Origin of the sequence: Nocardioides humi (genome assembly GCF_006494775.1) — a bacterium.
GTDB lineage: Bacteria > Actinomycetota > Actinomycetes > Propionibacteriales > Nocardioidaceae > Nocardioides > Nocardioides humi.
Window position 1 is genome coordinate 5,303,890 of the sequence record NZ_CP041146.1, and the last position, 18,083, is coordinate 5,321,972.

General features: G+C 71.7%; 15 protein-coding genes. 3 read left to right on the forward strand and 12 right to left on the reverse strand.

What is annotated here, in order from left to right; translation table 11 throughout:
* Window positions 1-35: 35 nt before the first annotated feature.
* Together FIV44_RS25595 and FIV44_RS25600 are read right to left on the reverse strand one after the other, a co-directional pair.
* On the reverse strand, window positions 36-1,400 hold the full coding sequence (locus tag FIV44_RS25595) for an MmgE/PrpD family protein (protein WP_141006915.1): 1,365 nt from the start codon (window positions 1,398-1,400) through the stop codon (window positions 36-38).
* A 5-nt stretch (window positions 1,401-1,405) separates the two neighbouring features.
* Window positions 1,406-2,338, reverse strand: a complete 933-nt coding sequence (locus FIV44_RS25600) for an ABC transporter permease (protein WP_141006916.1) — start codon at window positions 2,336-2,338, stop codon at window positions 1,406-1,408.
* Between the two features lie 144 nt (window positions 2,339-2,482).
* Between FIV44_RS25600 and FIV44_RS25605 the strand changes: the two genes are divergently transcribed.
* Window positions 2,483-3,445 carry an alpha/beta hydrolase gene (locus tag FIV44_RS25605; protein WP_181410834.1) on the forward strand — a complete coding sequence of 321 codons (963 nt, stop codon included), beginning with the start codon at window positions 2,483-2,485 and terminating at the stop codon, window positions 3,443-3,445.
* Here FIV44_RS25605 and FIV44_RS25610 read toward each other — a convergent pair.
* The 4 genes from FIV44_RS25610 to FIV44_RS25625 all read right to left on the reverse strand — a co-directional run bounded on the left by FIV44_RS25610 (window position 3,414) and on the right by FIV44_RS25625 (window position 9,537).
* Window positions 3,414-5,597 carry a thiamine pyrophosphate-dependent enzyme gene (locus tag FIV44_RS25610; protein ID WP_246086616.1) on the reverse strand — a complete coding sequence of 728 codons (2,184 nt, stop codon included), beginning with the start codon at window positions 5,595-5,597 and terminating at the stop codon, window positions 3,414-3,416. The genes FIV44_RS25605 and FIV44_RS25610 overlap by 32 nt on opposite strands.
* 33 nt (window positions 5,598-5,630) lie before the next feature.
* On the reverse strand, window positions 5,631-6,764 hold the full coding sequence (locus FIV44_RS25615) for a Glu/Leu/Phe/Val family dehydrogenase (RefSeq protein WP_219996171.1): 1,134 nt from the start codon (window positions 6,762-6,764) through the stop codon (window positions 5,631-5,633).
* A gap of 61 nt (window positions 6,765-6,825) precedes the next feature.
* The gene (gene amaB, locus FIV44_RS25620; protein ID WP_141006918.1) at window positions 6,826-8,364 is read right to left on the reverse strand and encodes an L-piperidine-6-carboxylate dehydrogenase; all 1,539 of its coding nucleotides are present in this window, start codon (window positions 8,362-8,364) and stop codon (window positions 6,826-6,828) included.
* Between the two features lie 12 nt (window positions 8,365-8,376).
* Window positions 8,377-9,537, reverse strand: a complete 1,161-nt coding sequence (locus FIV44_RS25625; RefSeq protein WP_246086617.1) for an NAD(P)/FAD-dependent oxidoreductase — start codon at window positions 9,535-9,537, stop codon at window positions 8,377-8,379.
* 176 nt (window positions 9,538-9,713) lie between these two features.
* Between FIV44_RS25625 and FIV44_RS25630 the strand changes: the two genes are divergently transcribed.
* Complete coding sequence (locus FIV44_RS25630) at window positions 9,714-10,673, forward strand: LysR family transcriptional regulator (RefSeq protein ID WP_141006919.1); 960 nt, start codon at window positions 9,714-9,716, stop codon at window positions 10,671-10,673.
* Here FIV44_RS25630 and FIV44_RS25635 read toward each other — a convergent pair.
* The 4 genes from FIV44_RS25635 to FIV44_RS25650 form a co-directional block, all read right to left on the reverse strand.
* Entirely contained in the window at window positions 10,603-11,541 is a 939-nt protein-coding gene (locus tag FIV44_RS25635) for an ornithine cyclodeaminase family protein (protein ID WP_219996173.1), read from the reverse strand. The two genes, FIV44_RS25630 and FIV44_RS25635, sit on opposite strands and share 71 nt — an antisense overlap.
* Window positions 11,538-12,710: an acyl-CoA dehydrogenase family protein gene (locus FIV44_RS25640; RefSeq protein ID WP_141006920.1), complete on the reverse strand. Its 1,173-nt coding sequence runs from the start codon at window positions 12,708-12,710 to the stop codon at window positions 11,538-11,540. The genes FIV44_RS25635 and FIV44_RS25640 overlap by 4 nt, the downstream gene beginning before the upstream one ends.
* The gene (locus tag FIV44_RS25645; RefSeq protein WP_246086618.1) at window positions 12,707-12,979 is read right to left on the reverse strand and encodes a hypothetical protein; all 273 of its coding nucleotides are present in this window, start codon (window positions 12,977-12,979) and stop codon (window positions 12,707-12,709) included. The genes FIV44_RS25640 and FIV44_RS25645 overlap by 4 nt, the downstream gene beginning before the upstream one ends.
* 175 nt (window positions 12,980-13,154) lie before the next feature.
* Window positions 13,155-13,649, reverse strand: coding sequence for a TetR/AcrR family transcriptional regulator (locus FIV44_RS25650; protein ID WP_141006922.1), 495 nt, complete (start codon window positions 13,647-13,649; stop codon window positions 13,155-13,157).
* A 209-nt stretch (window positions 13,650-13,858) separates the two neighbouring features.
* On the opposite strand from FIV44_RS25650, the gene FIV44_RS25655 reads away from it, so the two are divergent.
* Complete coding sequence (locus FIV44_RS25655) at window positions 13,859-14,926, forward strand: zinc-dependent alcohol dehydrogenase (protein WP_219996174.1); 1,068 nt, start codon at window positions 13,859-13,861, stop codon at window positions 14,924-14,926.
* A 506-nt stretch (window positions 14,927-15,432) separates the two neighbouring features.
* Here FIV44_RS25655 and FIV44_RS25660 read toward each other — a convergent pair.
* Both FIV44_RS25660 and FIV44_RS25665 read right to left on the reverse strand, forming a co-directional pair.
* Window positions 15,433-15,861: a GlcG/HbpS family heme-binding protein gene (locus FIV44_RS25660; RefSeq protein WP_141006924.1), complete on the reverse strand. Its 429-nt coding sequence runs from the start codon at window positions 15,859-15,861 to the stop codon at window positions 15,433-15,435.
* Complete coding sequence (locus tag FIV44_RS25665) at window positions 15,858-18,029, reverse strand: malate synthase G (protein ID WP_141006925.1); 2,172 nt, start codon at window positions 18,027-18,029, stop codon at window positions 15,858-15,860. Before FIV44_RS25665 ends, FIV44_RS25660 begins: the two co-directional genes overlap by 4 nt.
* Window positions 18,030-18,083 lie beyond the last annotated feature (54 nt).

Here is an 18,083-nt window from a genome sequence, read left to right on the forward strand (position 1 = left end):
GCCGACTGTCCGGCCACCGTCATGAAACGCCGAGGCTAGTCCGCAGCGAGAAGTCCGAAGAGCAGGCCGACGTCCTCGAGGCACTCCACGTTCCACAGCACGTCGAGCGCGGCCTGTCGCAGACGCGGTGAGAGCGCGGGCGCCGCGAGTCGGTCGAACTTCTCGCTCACCTGCTCGGCTGTCATGGGGATCTGGGGAAAGCCCTCCGTCGCGGAGCACTCGGCGACGAAGGCGGCACCGTGCTCGTCGACGACCTCGATGGCCGTGACGGACGACTCCGGGTAGCGGTCGCTGTAGGCCGGGCTTTCCACGACCTCCACGCGTTGCATCAGTCGGGCGACCTCGGGATCGTGGATCCGCTCGTCGGTGTACTGGTCCTCCCCGATCGCACCGTCGAGCAGGACCACCGCCACGCAGTACGGCAGGCTCACGTGAGCGGCCTTCTGGCCGTCGGGCCTCCAGCGGTCGGGCCGTGCGCAGTTGAAGATGGTGCGTGCGTTGGTGACGACACGGATCGATCGGATCGGCACCCCGGGAGTGAGCCGGGCGTGCAGCTCCAGCGCCGCCTCGGCAGCGGTCTGCAGGTGCGAGCAGGTGCCGTACTTCTTCACCAGGACGTCGTGGATCCGGTACCCGTGGTCGTTGCCGCCGAGCGCAGGCAGCCGGAAGGGGCCGGCGGAAACCCGTTCGAAGAAGCCGTTCTCGTCCTCGAACGGACGGGAGGGCCCCTCCACGCCCTGCCGAGCCAGCAGTGCGGCGAACAGGCCCTGGCGTACGGCGTTGGCATCGGCATAGGTGAGCCACATGAGTCCGTCGGAGCCGTGCGTGAAGACCTTCAGGGCCGCATGCGACACCACGGCCAGCGCGATGGCGTTGGCGGTCTGTCGCCGGGACAGGCCGAGGACCTGAGAGGTCGCGGCCGCCGACGAGATCGCGGTGAAGGTGGCGCTCTGCCAGCCTCGGATCGTGGCGACGTCGCACAGCCGACAGAAGATCTCGTAGGCGAGGACCGTCGCCGAGAGCACCTCTCGACCGCTGGCGCCGGCCAGCTCGGCAGCCGCCAGGATGCCGGGGATCTGGTCACTCGGGTGCCCGGTGTCGTGCGAGTGGTAGGTGTCGTTGTGGTCGAGGCAGCGCATCATGGTGCAGTTCGCGAAGACCGCGAGCTCCGGCGTCGATCGGTGCCGGGTGCCCAGCACGGTGCTGCTCCAGCCGTCGTGTCCCCGCGCCTGGAGGGCGAGCGTGCGCGCGATGTCCACGGAGGGATGCCGGGTGGCCGCCAGCGCGCTGGCGATCGAGTCGACCAGGATGACCTTGGCCTGATGCTGTGTGCGTTCGTCGAGGAGCTCGTAGGCGATCGCGCCGGCGTAGTCGCACAGGGCGGCGGTCACTCGGTCCATGGTCCTCAGGCTTTGCTGTGCTGGGCGATGCTGATGCGCGGGTCCAGGTAGACGTAGGTGATGTCGACGATCAGGTTGATGGCGACGATCACCAGGGCCCACATGACCACGGTGAACTGCAGCAGCGGGAAGTCGCGCCAGATGACGGCCTCGTAGGCGAGTCGGCCGAGCCCCGGCCAGTTGAAGATCACCTCGGTGGTGATGGCCGAGGCGATCGCGATGCCGAACATCATGCCGATATAGGTCACCACGGGCAGCAGCGCGTTGCGGGCGGCGTGCCGCCGGATCACCACGTTGTTGGCCAGGCCCTTGGCACGTGCCGTGCGGACGTAGTCCTCGCCGAGGACCTCCAGCATGCTCGACCGCATCAGCCGCACGATGGCGGCCACGAGGAACCACGCCATCGTCAGCCCGGGAAGCACGTAGTGACGCCAGTCGCCGATGCCGCTGGTCGGGAGCCAACGGAGCGTGACGCCGAAGACCAGGATGAGGAGCAGGCCGCTGAGGAAGGACGGGACGGATTGACCGATGAGGGCGACGCCCATCGCGATCCGGTCGACCAGGTGGTTGGGGCGGACGGCGGCGGCGATGCCCAGCGGGATGCCCACCAGCAACGCCATCACGAAGCCGACCGAGACGAGCGCCAGGGAGTTCACCAGGCGGGGGATGACGACGTCCACCACCGGACCGCCGGTCCGGACGGAGGTCCCGAAGTCGCCGCGGACGAAGTCCGAGATGTAGAGCCAGTACTGCTCGAGGATCGGCTGGTCGAGGCCGAGGCGCTCGATCAGGGCCTGACGCTGAGCGTCGGAGGCATCCGGGGGCAGCAGCGTGTCCGCGGGATTGCCGGTGACGCGACCGATCAGGAAGATCACGAAGGTCAGCACGAGCACGGTGATCGTGGCTTGGATCACTCGGCTGAGCAGGTATCGCGCCATGGCCCGACGCTACCGTCAGCAGACCCGTCCGAGGGACGGCCTGAGCCATCGCCTTGCTGTTCGGCTACGCGAGCAATCCTGTTGCTGGGTTCGCGGTCACGGATGCCCACCGAGTCGTCGCGCACCTATTGTCGGAGAATGCCGATGGACCCAGACGCTCAGGCCCTGCTCACCATGATGGCCGAGCGAGGCGCACCGGTGCACGAGCTGACGCCGTCGGCCGCACGCGAGCAGCAGCGGCTGCGGACGAGCTGGGCCAACGGCACGCCCGAGCGCATCACAGAGGTCGGCGACCGGACGGTGCCGGGCTCCGACGGCCCGATCGGCATCCGGGTCTACCGGCCACGGGCGACCGACGACGCCCTCCCGGTGCTCGCCTTCTTCCACGGAGGCGGCTGGGTCACCTGCGATCTGGACTCGCATGAGGTGCTGTGCCGGGCTCTGGCGAACCGCGGCGACTGCGTGGTCGTCTCGGTCGACTACCCCTTGGCGCCCGAGCACCCTTTCCCGGCGGGCCTGGAGGCGTGCTGGTCGGTCGTCACCTGGCTCTCCGAGAACGCGAGTGAGCTCGGCGCCGACTCCCGTCGGATCGCCGTCGGAGGCGACAGTGCCGGGGGCAACCTCGCCGCCGTGGTGGCTCTGCGTGCCCGCGACGCCGGACTGCGACTCGCCCTGCAGCTCCTGATCTATCCCTCCACCGACTACCGGCTCGACACCCCTCCGGATGAGCAGACCGCCAGCGAGTACGGGCTGACACTGGATGGTCTGCGGTTCTACTACGGGCACTACCTGACCGATCCGGCCGATGTCCTCAACCCCGAGGTGTCGCCGTTCCGGGCTCCCGACCTCACGGGCTCCGCGCCGGCGTACGTCGTGAGCTGCGAGCTGGACCCGCTGCGCCCGGAGATCGAGGGCTATGCCGCCCGTCTGGTCGAGGCGGGCGTTCCGGTGACCTCGCGTCGCTACCTGGGGCAGATCCACGGCTTCGTCCGCGCGACGGCCGTCATCAAGGACTCGTGGGTCGCCCTCGACGAGATGGGGCATGCCCTACGCGCTGCCTTCGCGCACCCCGCCCTCAACGCGGCGCGGTCCGAGACCTTCGCATAGTCTGCCGCGCGGCGTCGGCGATGCTGTCCTCGTCGAGGAGCACCGCGCCGGCGGCGGGACCGAGCGGGATGAAGGAGTCGTGGCTGTTGACCCGGGCGATCGAGCCCGGGTGGCCGGCGTCGTGCAGGACGCCGAGCACGGCCTCGGAGACGCCGCCGGAGTGACGGGTCTCGTCGACGACGAGGACCCGCTCGAACTCCGCGGCAGTGCGGGTGAGGTCGTGGACGGGGAGGGGCGCGAGCCAGCGCAGGTCGAGCACGGTGGCCCCGATGCCCTCACCGGCCAGCCGGCGGGCCACCCGCAGGCTCATCGGCAGGCCGTTGCCGAAGGTGACGATCAGCAGGTCGCGACCGTCGCCGTGGAGCCGGGCGCGGCCGAACGCGTGGCCCGCGCTCGTGGCCGCGCCGATCGCGTCGGCCCCGGCCAGCCAGCCCTGGTCGCCGTCCTCGTGGAGGTCGCGCGTGTGGTACAGCGCGATCGGCTCGAGGAGGACGCAGACCCGGCCCTCGTCGTGAGCCAGCGCGACGCAGGTGCCGAGCAGCTCGGGGACGTCGGCGGGATGACTCGGGACGGCGAGCACCAGCCCGGGGATGTCGCGCAGCACGGCGATCGAGTTGTCGTTGTGGAAGTGCCCCCCGAAGCCGCGCTGGTAGGCGAGCCCGGCGATCCGGACGACCATGCCGTTGCGGTACTGGCCGTCGGAGAAGAAGGCCAGGGTGGCGGCCTCGCCGCGCAGCTGGTCCTCGGCGTTGTGCAGGTAGGCCAGGTACTGGATCTCGGGGATCGGCAGGAGGCCGGCGAGGGCGGCGCCGAGCGCGGTGCCGAGGATGGTCTGCTCGTCGAGCAGGGTGTCGAAGACCCGGGCCGACCCGAAGGCCTTGCGCAGGCCGCGGGTCACGCCGTACACGCCGCCCTTGACCGCGACGTCCTCCCCGAAGACGGTGGTCGCGGGTCGCTCAGTCATCACCTCGGCCAGGGTGGCGTTGATCGTCTGGGCGAGGGTCAGCGGCCGGCCCGTCGACTCCTCCAGAGCCAGGTCGCGAGGGATCGGAGTCCGCGTCGCGACGAGGGGATAGGCGATCGGCGCCATCACCCGCTCGGGTGAGTCCAGGCGCTCGGCGCCGATCATCGTCTCGGCCAGCGCCATCACCCGGCCGCGGGCCGACTCGTAGCGGTCGAGGGCGGCCGCCGGGGTGAGGGCGCCGCGAGCGACCAGCGCCCGCGCGGTGGCGAGCAGGGGGTCGCGGTCGTACTCCGCCAGGATCTCGGTGCGGGTCCGGTAGGCGAGCTCGGCGTCGGATCCGGCGTGGCCCATGAACCGCACGGTGCGCAGGTGAAGCACCGCGGGCCGCCGTGACGCGCGCACCCGGCCGGCGAGCTCGCGGGTCGCGAGCAGGGCGGCTTCGGGGTCGTCGCCGTCGACCTGCGCATAGTCGAGCCCGGGCAGGCTCGAGAGGGCGCGCGCCGTCCAGCCGCCGGGCGTCCGGGTGGAGATGCCGATCCCGTTGTCCTCGCAGACCATCAGCAGGGGCAGCGGAACCCCCTGGTGGGCGCACCAGCCGGCCGAGTTGAGCGCGCCCACGGACGTCGAGTGGTTCGCCGACGCGTCCCCGAAGCTGCACACGACGACGGCGTCCTCCGGCCAGGGGCACGGCAGCCCGAGCGCGTGCGTGCGGTCGAGGGAGAAGGCCAGGCCGACCGCACGCGGCAGGTGGGAGCCGATGGTCGACGTCTGCGGGATGATCGACAGGTCGTGGCTGCCGAAGACCTTGTGGCGTCCGCCCGAGATCGGGTCGCGGACGGCGGCGACGAGGCTCGCCAGCACGTCGGCGACCGGCGCCGACCCGGGCACCTGCGCGGCCCGGGCGGCGAAGAAGCCGCCGGAGCGGTAGTGCAGCAGTGCCGGGTCCGTCGGCCGCAGCGCCATCGCCACGGCGGCATTGCTCTCGTGCCCGGCCGACCCGATCGTGTAGAACCCCTGCCCCTGCGACTGCAGCCAGCGCGCCGCCAGGTCGAGGTGCCGGCTCTGCGCCTGCGCGTCGAAGAGCGCCAGCAGGTCCTCGGTCGACACCCGCTCGTCCGGGATCCGGTCGTCCGGATCCTCCCACTGCCCGAGCCGGCGTACGACGTGCTCATCGACGGACTCGATCACCACGGCCTCCCGGGCGTGCCAGGGAGACGCGCCCTAGCCCACATCGACACTGACCCTATCGACGGCGACCTGGCCGCGCAGCCGCATCGCCTCCGCGACCCTCTCCTCCGCCATCTGCTGGGCGGCGACGTGCGGCGTCACGCCGTGCTGCGCGCTCGCGTGCAGCACGGCGACGGCGTTCTCCCGCAGCTTGGCCGTCACCATCGCGAGGACGTCGGCCGGGTCGACGGTGAAGGGGGAGAGCCGGGCGTCCATCGAGTGCGCGGCCGCGACGATGCCGCCGGCGTTGGCGATGAAGTCCGGGACCAACGGGATGCCCCGCGCGTGCAGGACCTCCTTGGCCGCCGGCGTGGTGGGGAGGTTCGCGCCCTCGACGACCAGACGGACCGTGGTCGCCCGGGCCGCGTCCTCGTCGACGAGGTCCTCGCGGGCGCACGGCAGCAGGATGTCGGCGTCGAGCCGGAGGATCGCCTCGGCGTCGAGGACGGCTCCGCCGTGCTCGCGCAGGCAGCCGTCGCCGTACTGCTCGCGCAGGGCGGCCAGCCGGCCGACGTCGATCCCGTCGGGGTCGTGCAGGCAGCCCTCGGCGTTGGAGACGGCGACGACGGTGGCGCCGAGCTCGGCGAGCCGCCGGGCGGCGGCCCAGCCCACGGCGCCGTACCCCTGGATCGCCACCCGCGCGGAGCCGAGCGAGAGCCCCTGCGCGGACGCGGCGGCGTCGGTCGCCTCGGCCACCCCGAAGCCGGTGATGCCGAGCTCGTCGTACGGCAGGCCGCCGAGCGCCCGCGGCAGGCCGACCGCGGTGCCGCGGCCCAGCTCGTCGAGGATGATCGCCGCGTCGTCCTCCACCAGGCCCATGTCGAGACCGAAGACGTACTCGGCCGGCACCTCGTTGCGCAGCGCGCGGGCGAAGGCCCGCAGTGCGGCCTCCTTGTCGGGGGAGCCCGGGTCGAACCGGATGCCGGCCTTCGCCCCGCCGTGGAAGAGGTCGACGGCCGCCCACTTCCAGGTCATCGTCCGGGCCAGCCGGGAGACCTCGGCGACGGTGAGCGTGGGGCTCATCCGGGTCCCGCCCTTGCCCATCCCGCGCGCGGTGTTGTCGAGCACCAGCACGCCCCGCATGCCGGTACGGCGGTCCGAGACGCAGACGACCTTCTCGGGCCCCACCGGTCGATCCGGCTCAGCAGGTCCTCGCTCATGGTCTTCCTCGTTCCTCGCTCGGCCGCGCTCACACGGAGAAGTCGACGCCCTGGGCGAGGGGGAGCTCGCCGGAGTAGTTGACGGTGTTGGTCGCCCGGCGCATGTAGGCGTGCCAGGAGTCGGAGCCCGACTCGCGCCCGCCGCCGGTCTCCTTCTCGCCGCCGAAGGCCCCGCCGATCTCGGCGCCCGAGGTGCCGATGTTGACGTTGACGATGCCGCAGTCGGAGCCCTCGGGACCGAGGAAGACCTCGGCCTCGGCCTGGTCGCCGGTGAAGATGCTGGAGGACAGGCCCTGCGGGACGGCGTTGTTGATCGCGATGGCCTCCTCGAGCGTGTCGTAGGGCAGCACGTAGAGGATCGGCGCGAACGTCTCCTGGGTGACGATCTCGGTCTGCTGCTCCATGCGGACGACGGCCGGCTGGACGTAGTAGGCGTCGGCCGCCTGCTCCTCGAGCACGCGCGCTCCGCCCGCGACGACCGTGCCGCCCTGGTCGGTCGCGGCGTCGAGCGCGGCGGTCATCGCCCCGAGCGCCCGGCCGTGGATGAGCGGGCCCACCAGGGTGCCCTCCGCCATCGGGTCGCCGATCGGGAGCCGCCCGTAGGCGTCGCTCAGGCTCTCCACGACCTCGTCGACGACGCTGCGGTGGGCGATCACCCGGCGCAGCGTCGTACAGCGCTGGCCGGCCGTGCCCGCGGCCGCGAAGACGACGCCGCGAGCCACCAGCCCGAGGTCGGCGGACGGCGCCACCACGGCCGCGTTGTTGCCGCCCAGCTCGAGGATCGAGCGGCCGAAGCGGTTCGCGACCCGTGGCCCGACCGCACGCCCCATCCGGGTCGAGCCGGTGGCGCTGACCAGAGCGACCCCGGTGTGGTCGACGAGTGCCTCGCCGACGTCCGGGGCGCCGATCAGCAGCTGGCTGACGTCGGCCGGCGCGCCGACCTCTCCGATCGCCCGCTGCAGCAGCGCCGCGCTCGCGGCGGCGGTGAGCGGCGCCAGCTCCGACGGCTTCCACACCACGGTGTCGCCGCAGACGAGGGCGATCGCGGTGTTCCAGGACCAGACCGCGGACGGGAAGTTGAAGGCGCTGATCACGCCGACCACGCCGAGCGGGTGCCAGGTCTCCATCAGCCGGTGGCCGGGCCGCTCGGAGGGCATGGTGCGGCCGTAGAGCTGGCGGGACAGACCGACCGCGAAGTCGCAGATGTCGATCATCTCCTGGACCTCGCCCCGCGCCTCCGAGGTGATCTTCCCGACCTCCAGGCTGATCAGGGCGGCCAGGTCGTCCTCGTGCTCCTCGAGCAGCCGGCCGAACCGCTGGACGAGGGCTCCTCGCGCGGGCGCCGGCACCGTGCGCCAGACCCGGAACGCCGTCCGGGCGCGCTCCACGACGTCGTCGACGTCGGCGGCCGTGGCCCAGGGCAGGGAGTGCAGCGTCGCCCCGTTGATCGGGGATCCGACGGCGTGCTCGCCGCGCCAGGAGGCGAGATCCACGCCGCAGGCGCCGGCCGCCTGGTCGGCCCGGCGGACCAGCTCCTCGGACGTGGGCAGCTGCGAGATCGGGCTCATGACGGTGCTCCTTCAGACGATGTTCAGCTCGGGTCGGATCGTGCTGTCCGCGAACCGCTCCGCGGCCAGGCCGGTCACGTCCACGAACGGCGCGCGCTCGAGGTAGAGGTCGCGCATCACCTCTCCGACCGCCGGCCCCATGAGGAAGCCGTGACCCGAGAAGCCGGTGGCGTACAGGAAGCGCGAGACATCCTTCGCCTCGCCGATGAGGGCGTTGTGGTCCGGCGTCATCTCGTAGAGGCCGGCCCAGCCCGCGGCCATCCCGACGTCGACCAGCGACGGCGTACGACGCTCCAGCGACGCGGCCAGCCGGGGCAGCCAGTCCTCGGACCGGGAGAGCTTGAAGCCGGGCGTCTCGTCCGGGTCCGACATCCCGACCAGCAGCCCTCGTCCCTCGCGGTGGAAGTAGTAGGTGGTGCCGAAGTCGATGGTGAACGGGGTGTCGTCGGCGACCTGCGGCGTCGGGTCGGTGACCAGGATCTGGCGGCGCAGGGGGACGACGGGCAGGTCCACGCCCGCCCAGGCACCGACCTCCTGCGACCAGGCGCCGGCGGCGCAGATCACCGTGTCGGTCTCGATCCGGCCGCGGCTGGTCTCGACCGCGACGATCCGGTCGTCGACGACCTCGAGCCCCTGGGCGGCGCAGCCGGTCACCAGCCGGGCGCCCGCCCGCCGGGCCGCCACGGCGTACCCCTGGACGACGGACTCGGGGGTGCAGTGGCCGTCGGTGGGGGAGTACGCCGCGGCCAGCAGGCCCTCGGTGCTGATCAGCGGCGAGAGCCGCTCGGCCTCGGCGACGCTGATCATCCTGCTGGGGACCCCGAGGTCGTTCTGCAGGGCGACATTGCGCTCGAACGCGGCGACATCCTCGGCGGAGTCCAGCAGGAACAGGTAGCCGACCTGGTGCAGGTCGATCTCCTGGCCGAACCGCTCGCCGAACCGCTCGAAGGTCTCCAGGCTGCGTGCGCCCAGCGCGATGTTGACCTCGTCGGAGAACTGGGCACGCACGCCGCCGGCGGCCTTGCAGGTCGAGCCCTCGCCGAGCTGGTCGCGCTCGACGAGGACGACGTCCTCGACGCCGGCGGCGGCCAGCTCGTAGGCCGTGGCGACCCCCATCACGCCGCCGCCGATGATCAGCACGCCGGCCCGGCGCGGCAGCTCCTTGGCGCTCACGGTGGATCTCCTGCCCGTGGTGGATCGAGTGGTCTCCGCCATGCTCGGCCCCGCCGACCCTGCAGGACCAGCGACAGATCGTGAAGGCCAAGGTTTAGCGTTGCTGAACCTCGGGGTCGGCGACCTGCGTGCTCGCACCGGCGACAGGAGCGGCCCGCGCTGCCTACAGTCGACGGGTGCCGCTCAACCTGACCCAGCTCGCCACGCTGAACGAGTTCGTCCGGCGGGGCAGCCTGACCGCGGCGGCGGAGGCGCTGGGCTATACCGCGGGGGCGGCGTCCCAGCAGATCAGTGCGCTCGAGCGCTCGGTCGGCAAGCCGCTGCTGCGCAAGGCGGGGCGGCACCTGGTCCTCACCGACGCCGGCCGGGTGCTCGCCGAGCACGCGGAGGGGCTGCTGCTCGCCGAGTCCCGGGCCGTCCGGGCGGTCACCGACGGGGCCGGCGAGGTGGCGGGCACGCTCGTCGTGGGCACCTGGGGGAGCACCACCGCCGCGCTTCTCGCGCCGGTTCTCGGCGAGGCGGCGGCACGTTACCCGCGGCTGGGGGTACGCAGCCGCGAGATCGACGTCGACGAGGCCGCGAGGGCGGTCCGACTCGGCGACGTCGACGTCGCCTTCGGGCTCGACTACCCGGACGCCCCGATGCCGCGCGACCCGCGGATCCGGCTGCTGCGGCTGCGGCGGGAGTCGTTCGCGCTGGCGATGAGCCCGCGTGACTCGCTGGCCGCGCGGAGCGAGGCGAGCCTCTACGAGCTGGACTCGGCCGACTGGGTGATGCCCACGGCGCACAGCGCGTACGGCATGGCGCTGCGGACGGTGTGCCGCCGGCACGGGTTCGAGCCGACGGTGGTGCACGAGGTGACCGACACCGCCGCGACGCTGGTGCTGGCCGCCGAGGGGGTCGGCATCGCGCCGGTGACCGACCTGATGCTGCGGTTGAACCCGACCGTCGGCATCCGCCGGGTGCCGTTGCGGGAGTCCGTCACCCGCGACATCGTGCTGGTGCTGCCCGACGGCGTCCACGACGCGACGCTGCTCGCCCTCGTCGGCGTGGTGCGGGGGGTGGTCAGCCGCTCGCGCGGCGGTGCAGCAGACCGGCCACGGCCAGGTCCTGCCACGACATCCCGGTGCCCTTGAAGACCCGGACGGCGTCCTCGGCCGGACCGGCTTCGCCCAGCACCAGCTCGCGCAGGCAGATCAGGTCGTCGGTGGTGATCGCGCCGGACCTGATGGCCTGGATGACGTCGCCCGCCTCCCGCAGCGCCGAGCCCCGCGACTCGACCACGACGCTCGCGCCGGCGAGCGTCGCGTCGTCCAGCTCCCGCGCGTCCGGCTGGTAGGCGCCGATGGCGACGACCGCCGTACCGGGGCGGAGCAGCCGGCCGTCGAACAGCGGCTCGCGCGCCGTCGTGCAGCAGGCCACGACGTCGGCTCGCGCCACCGCGCCTGCGTCGGCGGACGCCGCCTCGATGCCGAGCTCGTCGCGGATCCTCGCCACCAGCGCGTCGACCCGGTCGCGTCGGCGGCCCACCACGTCGACGTGCCGCAGGGGCAGCACCTCGCTCAGGCTCCGGGCGTGCGCCCAGGCCTGCACGCCGGCGCCGAAGAGCGCCAGCCGGCCGCTGTCGGGCCGGGCCAGCCGGCGCGCAGCGAGGGCGGACACCGCCGAGGTGCGGAAGGTGGTCAGGTAGGTCCCGTCGAGGGTCGCCAGCGGTGTGAGGGTGCCGCCGTCCAGCAGGACGTACACGGCCTGCACGAGCGGCAGGTCGCACTCGGGGTTGGCCGGCGCGATCGACACCAGCTTGACCCCGGCGAGATCGCCGAAGGCGGCGGGCATCAGCAGGATCTGGCCCGCGGGGACGTCGGCGCCGGTGCGGGCCGGGTCGTCGTCCGGGTCGAAGCCGCCGAGCAGGAAGCCCTCCAGCGCCTCGATCGCGTCGTCGACGGACGTCCGCTCCGCCAGCGCGGCGGCGGAGAGGAAGGCGACGTCCATCGGCCCGCTCACCGGAACGCGGCGATGCCGGTGAGCGCCTGGCCGACGACCAGGGTGTGCATCTCGACGGTGCCCTCGTAGGTCAGCACCGACTCCAGGTTGTTGGCGTGCCGGATCACCGGGAACTCCAGGGAGATGCCGTTGGCGCCGAGGATGGTGCGGGCGGTGCGGCAGATCTCGATGGCCTCGCGCACGTTGTTGAGCTTGCCGAGGCTGACCTGCTCGGACCGCAGCTCACCGGCGTCCTTGAGCCGGCCCAGGTGCAGCGCCAGGAGGAATCCCTTGGCGTACTCCAGGTACATGTCGGCCAGCTTCTGCTGGGTCAGCTGGAATCCGGCGATCGGCCTGCCGAACTGGGTGCGCTCGCCGGCGTAGGTCTGGGCCGTCTGCAGCGCCGAGCGGGCGGCGCCCATCGCGCCCCACACGATGCCGTAGCGGGCCTCGTTGAGACACGACAGCGGCCCCTTGAGCCCGCGGACCTCCGGGAAGGCGGCCGCCCCGGGGAGACGCACCCCGTCGAGCACGAGCTCGCTGGTGACCGAGGCCCGCAGCGACATCTTGTGCTTGATCAGCGGCGCCGAGAAGCCGGCGGTGTCGGTCGGGACGACGAAGCCGCGGACGCCGTCGTCGGTCTGCGCCCACACCACGGCCACGTCGGCGACCGAGCCGTTGGTGATCCACATCTTGCGGCCATCGAGCACCCAGTCGTCTCCGTCGCGGCAGGCCCGGGTGCGCATGCTGGCCGGGTCGGAGCCGGCGTCGGGCTCGGTCAGCCCGAAGCAGCCGATCGCCTCGCCCGCGGCCATCCGCGGCAGCCACTCCTGCCGGTGCTCCTCGCTGCCCCAGCGGTGGATCGCGTACATCGCCAGCGATCCCTGCACCGACACCAGCGACCGGATCCCGGAGTCCGACGCCTCGAGCTCGAGGCAGGCGAGTCCGTACTGCACGGCCGACATGCCGGCGCAGCCGTAGCCCTCCAGGTGCATGCCGAGCACGCCCAGGGAGCCGAGCTCGCGGGCCAGGTCCCGGACGCCGGGGATCTCGCCGCGCTCGAACCAGTCGGCCACATAGGGGTCGACCGCGTCCGCGCAGAACTTGCGCACCGAGTCGGCGACGGCCCGCTCCTCGTGGTCCAGCAGGGAGGTCAGGTCGGCGGGGTCCCGCCGGTCGACGGCACTCATGCGACCACCGCGTAGGCCGGCACGGTCAGGAACTCCGCGAAGTCGTCGGCGAGGGACCTGTCCCGGCACAACGGGGCGAACGCCGCCATCCCGCCGACAGCCATGGCGCCGCGGCGGTGACGGGTCCTGACCAGCAGCTGCGCGTAGGCGCGCAGCTCGTCGCGTGTCGGGCCGAAGTGCCGCTGGAGCTCGGCGACGGAGGCGAGGGCTCCCGACGTGAGGATCCCGTCCCCTCCGGGGACGGCCGGTCCGGTCAGCTCGATGGGCACAGAGGTCACCTCTCAAGAACGTGGTGAGCGAGATGCTTCCAGTCTGCAGGTGTCCGGGAGAAGGGCGGGAGACCGCAAGTCGGCGACCTTCAGCATCAGCGGGACTGTTGGGTTTCGTGCGATCCAGCGGGGCGGGCGGCAACCGCCGCCGGACGTGAGCGTCCCGGTCGTGACCTCACCTGAGTAGCGGGTGCATCGCGTTCAGCGCCAGTTCGATCGGACGTGCCGAGCGTTGGACTCGTGAGATGGTGATGGCGCCTTCCAGGGTGCTGACGCAGAGCAGCGCGAGATCGGTTGCCTCGCTCGGTTCGTGTCCGTGTGCGACGAGCGACTCGGCGAGTAGCGCGGTCCAGGTGTCGATGATGTCGGCGACCACGGGGCCGAGGTCGTCGTCGGCGTAGGCCTCTTGTGCGGCGGCGCCGATGGGGCATCCGGCGGTGTATCCGGTCGAGGCGAGTTGTCGTTGGTAGTGCAAGCAGATCTGCTGGAACAGCTCCGCGGAGGTGAGTCCGGCGTCGATGCCCTGCCGGAGTTGGGTGCTGACCTGATCGCCGACCCACCGCAGAGCATCGGTGAGCAGTTCGTTTCGTCCGCCAGGGAAGTGATGACCCACGGAGCCGCGCGGGCCGTGGCTGTGTTGGAGGACTCCGGTCACCGAGGTGCCGGCCACGCCTCGTTCGCGTAGCAGAAGTGCCGCACTGGTCACCATACGTTGCCTGGTGTCGGTTGTCGCTCCCACCTTCGCGTCCCTTCTGGTCAATGATTATGCTCTGCTGAATAGCATATCAAGGAGGGGTCATGCGAGAACTGAACGTGATCAAGCCCGGTCGGATCGACTGGGTCGAGCGGCCCGCCCCGGTGTTGGTCGAGGAGACCGACGTGCTGGTGCGGCCCTTCGTGGCGAGTCGTTGCGACGGGGACGTGTTGCCGTTGCATCTGCATGGTGTGAAGCACAAGGCGATGCACGCGGCGATGAAGTCCGGGGTCGTCGACCCGGTCGTCGCGAACATCATCGGCACGAACCCGTTCGAGGGTCCGTTCGGGATCGGTCACGAGGCCATCGCCCAGGTGACTGCGGTCGGAGATGCGGTCGCGAACCTGAGGGTGGGTGATGTCGTGGTGGTGCCGTGGGCTGTCTCCTGTGGAGCCTGCTATGAGTGCAAGCTCGGCCTGACCGCGAAGTGCTCGACGTTCGTTCCCACCAGTCCCGGTCAGACGCTGTCCTGTTACGGGTTCGGCCCGATGTCGGGCTCGTGGGGTGGGGTCATCGCCGACACGTTGCGGATCCCGTTCGCCGACCACATGCTCGTCACCATCCCCGATGCTGTGGACCCGCTCCGGGTCGCGTCGGCGGGAGACAACCTCACCGACGCCTGGCGCGGTGTAGCGCCAGCGCTGGAGCAGCGACCCGGCGGGCGGGTACTGGTCATCGGCGGCGGGGCGCAGAGCATCGGTCTGTACGCCGCGGGGTTCGCCGTACTCCTCGGCGCGGAGCGGGTCGATTACTTCGATGACCGCGACGCCCGCCTGGACCTCGCTGCGAGCTTCGGTGCCACGGTGCACAAGGTGTCGAAGAAGCGCAGCAAGTCGCTGTTGCCTGTGATCACCGACCGGTACGACGTCGCGGTGGAGGCGTCCTCGACCGGACAGGGCCTGCGTGACGCCCTGCGTGCGCTGCGCCCGGGGGGAATCTGTACGGGCAATGGTTACTACCTCGGGACCGGAACCCTTCTTCCGGTGATGGACATGTACGCCACCAGCGCCACCCTCCAGGTCGGTGTATCCCACATCCGCCCTCACCTGCCGGCGATGCTCGACTTCATCGCCGAGACCGGGTTCGAGGCCGAACGTGTCACGAGCCTGCTCGCCGACTGGGAGGACGCGGTCGAGGCCTACGCGGCGCACACCACCAAGGTCGTCCTCCACCGCGAGCCACTCACCCTCTGACCATCCATCCTTTCGACCGACCGGTTCCCACCATTGAAGGACGGCCTTCGTGCCTCAGCTCCAGCTCACCGTCCTAGTGTCCCGTCAGGCTGATTCGCCGCCATATCCGGCAGCCCTGGCACGCACCTCGCGGCGTTGGCCGCGCTCGACAGACGACCCGGTATGCCCTCGCACGGCCGCCTTGCGATGCACGCACCATGACCACCGACTATGTCAGCGCTTCAACCTGACAGGACACTAGCCGGGAGCGCTCACCGAGGAGGGAGCTGCGTCGATCCAGTCCCAGCTCGCGGCCACGTCGTTGAAGTGGGAGGGCGCGCCCGACGATGAGTTCTTCCGCTCACTGTCCTGGGCGCCGATCAGGCGTTGCGCGTGTGGGTGCTGATCCACGAGCAGGCCGACGAACGGCCCCGGGAGCGACGAACGCCTCTTCGTCGATGCGTGGCCGATGCTCTCCGAGCGGCAGCACGCGCCCCGCGTCGTCGTGGTCGGCGCTCATGCCCGGGTCACTCCGCCTGCGCCACGAGTCCGACGGCGGCGACGCCGGCGACGGCTGCGGCCTCGTCGTTGTCCGAGCTGTCGCCGGTGACCCCGACGGCTCCCAGGAGCTCGCCGTCGGCGGTCCGCACGAGCACTCCGCCCGGCACGGGCACCAGGGCACCGCCGATGGCGGCACCGACGGCGCTGACGAAGTACGCCTGCTGCTCCGCCCGGGCCATCAGCGATCGGGATCCCATGCCGAGGGCGAGGGCGCCGTACGCCTTGCCGAAGGCGATCTCGAAGCGGCTCATCGAGGCGCCGTCCTCGCGCTCGACGGCGACGACGTGCCCGCCGGCGTCGAGCACGGCCACCGTCAGCGGCTTCAGCCGGCGCGCCTCGCCCTCGGCGCGGACCGCGGCGATGATCGCGCGGCATGTCTCCAGGTCGATGCTCATCGACTGGCTCCCTTCTCGTCGGTCTTCTGGGCGAGGCGACGACGGTGCAGGATCGGCTCGGTGTAGCCGGACGGCTGTCCGCGACCGTCGATGATCAGCTCGCGTGCGGCGCTGAAGGCCTCACCGTCGTAGGTGGGAGCCATCGGCCGGTACGCCGGGTCGCCGGCGTTCTGCTCGTCCACGACGCGGGCCATGCGTCGCAGCGACTCGTCCACCTCGGCCACCGTGACGACCCTGTGGTGGACCCAGTTGGCCACGTGCTGGGCGCTGATCCGGCAGGTGGCACGGTCCTCCATGAGGGGCGTGCCGGAGAGGTCCGGCACCTTGGAGCAGCCGATGCCCTGGTCCACCCAGCGCACGACGTAGCCCAGGATGCCCTGGACGTTGTTGTCGAGCTCGGCGCGCCGCGCGGCGTCGTCCCACTCGGCGGGGTCGCCGAGCGGGATGGTGAGGAGCTGCTCCAGGGTCGCGGTCCGCTGCCCGGCGAGCTCGTCCTGGCGGGCGTGCACGTCGACCGCGTGGTAGTGCAGGGCGTGGAGCGTGGCGGCGGTGGGGGAGGGCACCCAGGCGCAGCTGGCGCCGGCGAGCGGGTGACCGATCTTCTGCTCGAGCATGGCGGCCATGGAGTCGGGCGCGGCCCACATCCCCTTGCCGATCTGGGCCCTGCCCCGGAATCCGCAGGCGAGTCCGATCTCGACGTTGCGCTGCTCGTAGGCCCTGATCCAGGTCTGGTCTTTCATCGCGCCCTTGCGGGGCATCGGCCCGGCCAGCATCGACGTGTGCATCTCGTCGCCGGTGCGGTCCAGGAAGCCGGTGTTGATGAAGGCGACCCGGTCCCTGGCCGCGTGGATGCAGGCCGCGAGGTTGGCCGACGTGCGCCGCTCCTCGTCCATGATCCCGAGCTTGAAGGTGAGGTCCGGGAGGTCCAGGGCCTGCTCCGTCCGCGCCAGGATCTCGCACGCGAGGGCCACCTCGTCGGGGCCGTGCAGCTTGGGCTTCACGACGTACGCCGAGCCGGCGCGCGAGTTGCCGCCGGCCCGGTCGCCGCGCAGGTCGTGCAGGCTGCCGAGCCCGGTCATCAACGCATCGACGATGCCCTCGGGGACCTGGCGCCCCTGGGCGTCGAGGATCGCGTCGGTCGTCATCAGGTGACCCACCTGGCGCACCAGCAGGAGGGCGCGGCCGGGCAGGACCACGGGGGAGCCCCCGTCGGGGGAGGTGTAGGTCCGCGGTCCGTTCATCGCACGCACGAAGGTGCGACCGTCCTTGGTCACGCTCTCCCGGAGCGTGCCCCGCATCAGGCCGAGCCAGTTGCGGTAGGCGGACACCTTGTCCGCCGCGTCCACCGCGGCGACGGAGTCCTCGAGGTCGACGATCGTGGTCACCGCCGACTCCAGCACCACGTCGCAGACCCCGGCGCCGTCCGTGGCGCCGACGGGGTGCTCCCGGTCGATGCGCAGCTCGAGGTGCAGGCCGTGGTGGCGGAGCAGGATCGCGGTCGGGGAGTCGGCGGATCCCTGGTAGCCGGCGAACGCGGCGGGGTCGCTCAGTGCCGCGCTGCCGGCAGCGGTCTCGACCGCGAGGTGGCCGTCCACCACGGTGTACGCCGTTGCCTCGGCGTGGCTGCCCGACGCGAGGGGCACGGCCTCGTCGAGGAACTGCCGGGCGCGCGCGATGACCGCGGCACCGCGCACCGGGTCGTAGCCCCCGGGGTGGTCGCGGTCCCCGGCATCGATGGCGTCGGTGCCGTACAGCGCGTCGTACAGCGAGCCCCACCTGGCGTTGGCCGCGTTGAGCGCGTAGCGCGCGTTGAGCACGGGGACGATGAGCTGGGGGCCGGCGATGGAGGCGATCTCGTCGTCGACCTGGGAGGTGGAGATCGTGAAGTCGGCGGGCTCGTCCACGAGGTAGCCGATGGCACGGAGATGCTCGACGTACGCCTCGGGCGCGTCGCCGTCGCCCTCGGCGTGGTAGCGATCGAGGTCCGCCTGCAGCTCCTCCCGCCGAGCCAGCGCCGCGCGGATCCTGGGCGCGAGCTCCTCGACGAGGGAGGCCGCCTCGCGCCAGAACCGGTCGGCGTCCAGGCCGGTGCCGGGGAGCGCCTCCTCGGTCACGAAGGCGAAGAGCTCGGGGGCGACGCTCAGGCCGTGGACGGATGCTCGCTGCATGACACTTCCTCAAAACTCCATTATATGGAATAGTTGCTCCAGACTATGAAACTC

Excerpts from the sequence above, each read along its gene's own strand:
- FIV44_RS25595 (WP_141006915.1), bottom strand. The coding sequence starts at position 1,400 with ATGGACCGAGTGACCGCCGCCCTGTGCGACTACGCCGGCGCGATCGCC.
- FIV44_RS25600 (WP_141006916.1), bottom strand. The coding sequence starts at position 2,338 with ATGGCGCGATACCTGCTCAGCCGAGTGATCCAAGCCACGATCACCGTG.
- FIV44_RS25605 (WP_181410834.1), top strand. The coding sequence starts at position 2,483 with ATGGACCCAGACGCTCAGGCCCTGCTCACCATGATGGCCGAGCGAGGC.
- amaB (WP_141006918.1), bottom strand. The coding sequence starts at position 8,364 with ATGAGCCCGATCTCGCAGCTGCCCACGTCCGAGGAGCTGGTCCGCCGG.
- FIV44_RS25640 (WP_141006920.1), bottom strand. The coding sequence starts at position 12,710 with ATGAGTGCCGTCGACCGGCGGGACCCCGCCGACCTGACCTCCCTGCTG.
- FIV44_RS25660 (WP_141006924.1), bottom strand. The coding sequence starts at position 15,861 with ATGAGCATCGACCTGGAGACATGCCGCGCGATCATCGCCGCGGTCCGC.
- FIV44_RS25665 (WP_141006925.1), bottom strand. The coding sequence starts at position 18,029 with ATGCAGCGAGCATCCGTCCACGGCCTGAGCGTCGCCCCCGAGCTCTTC.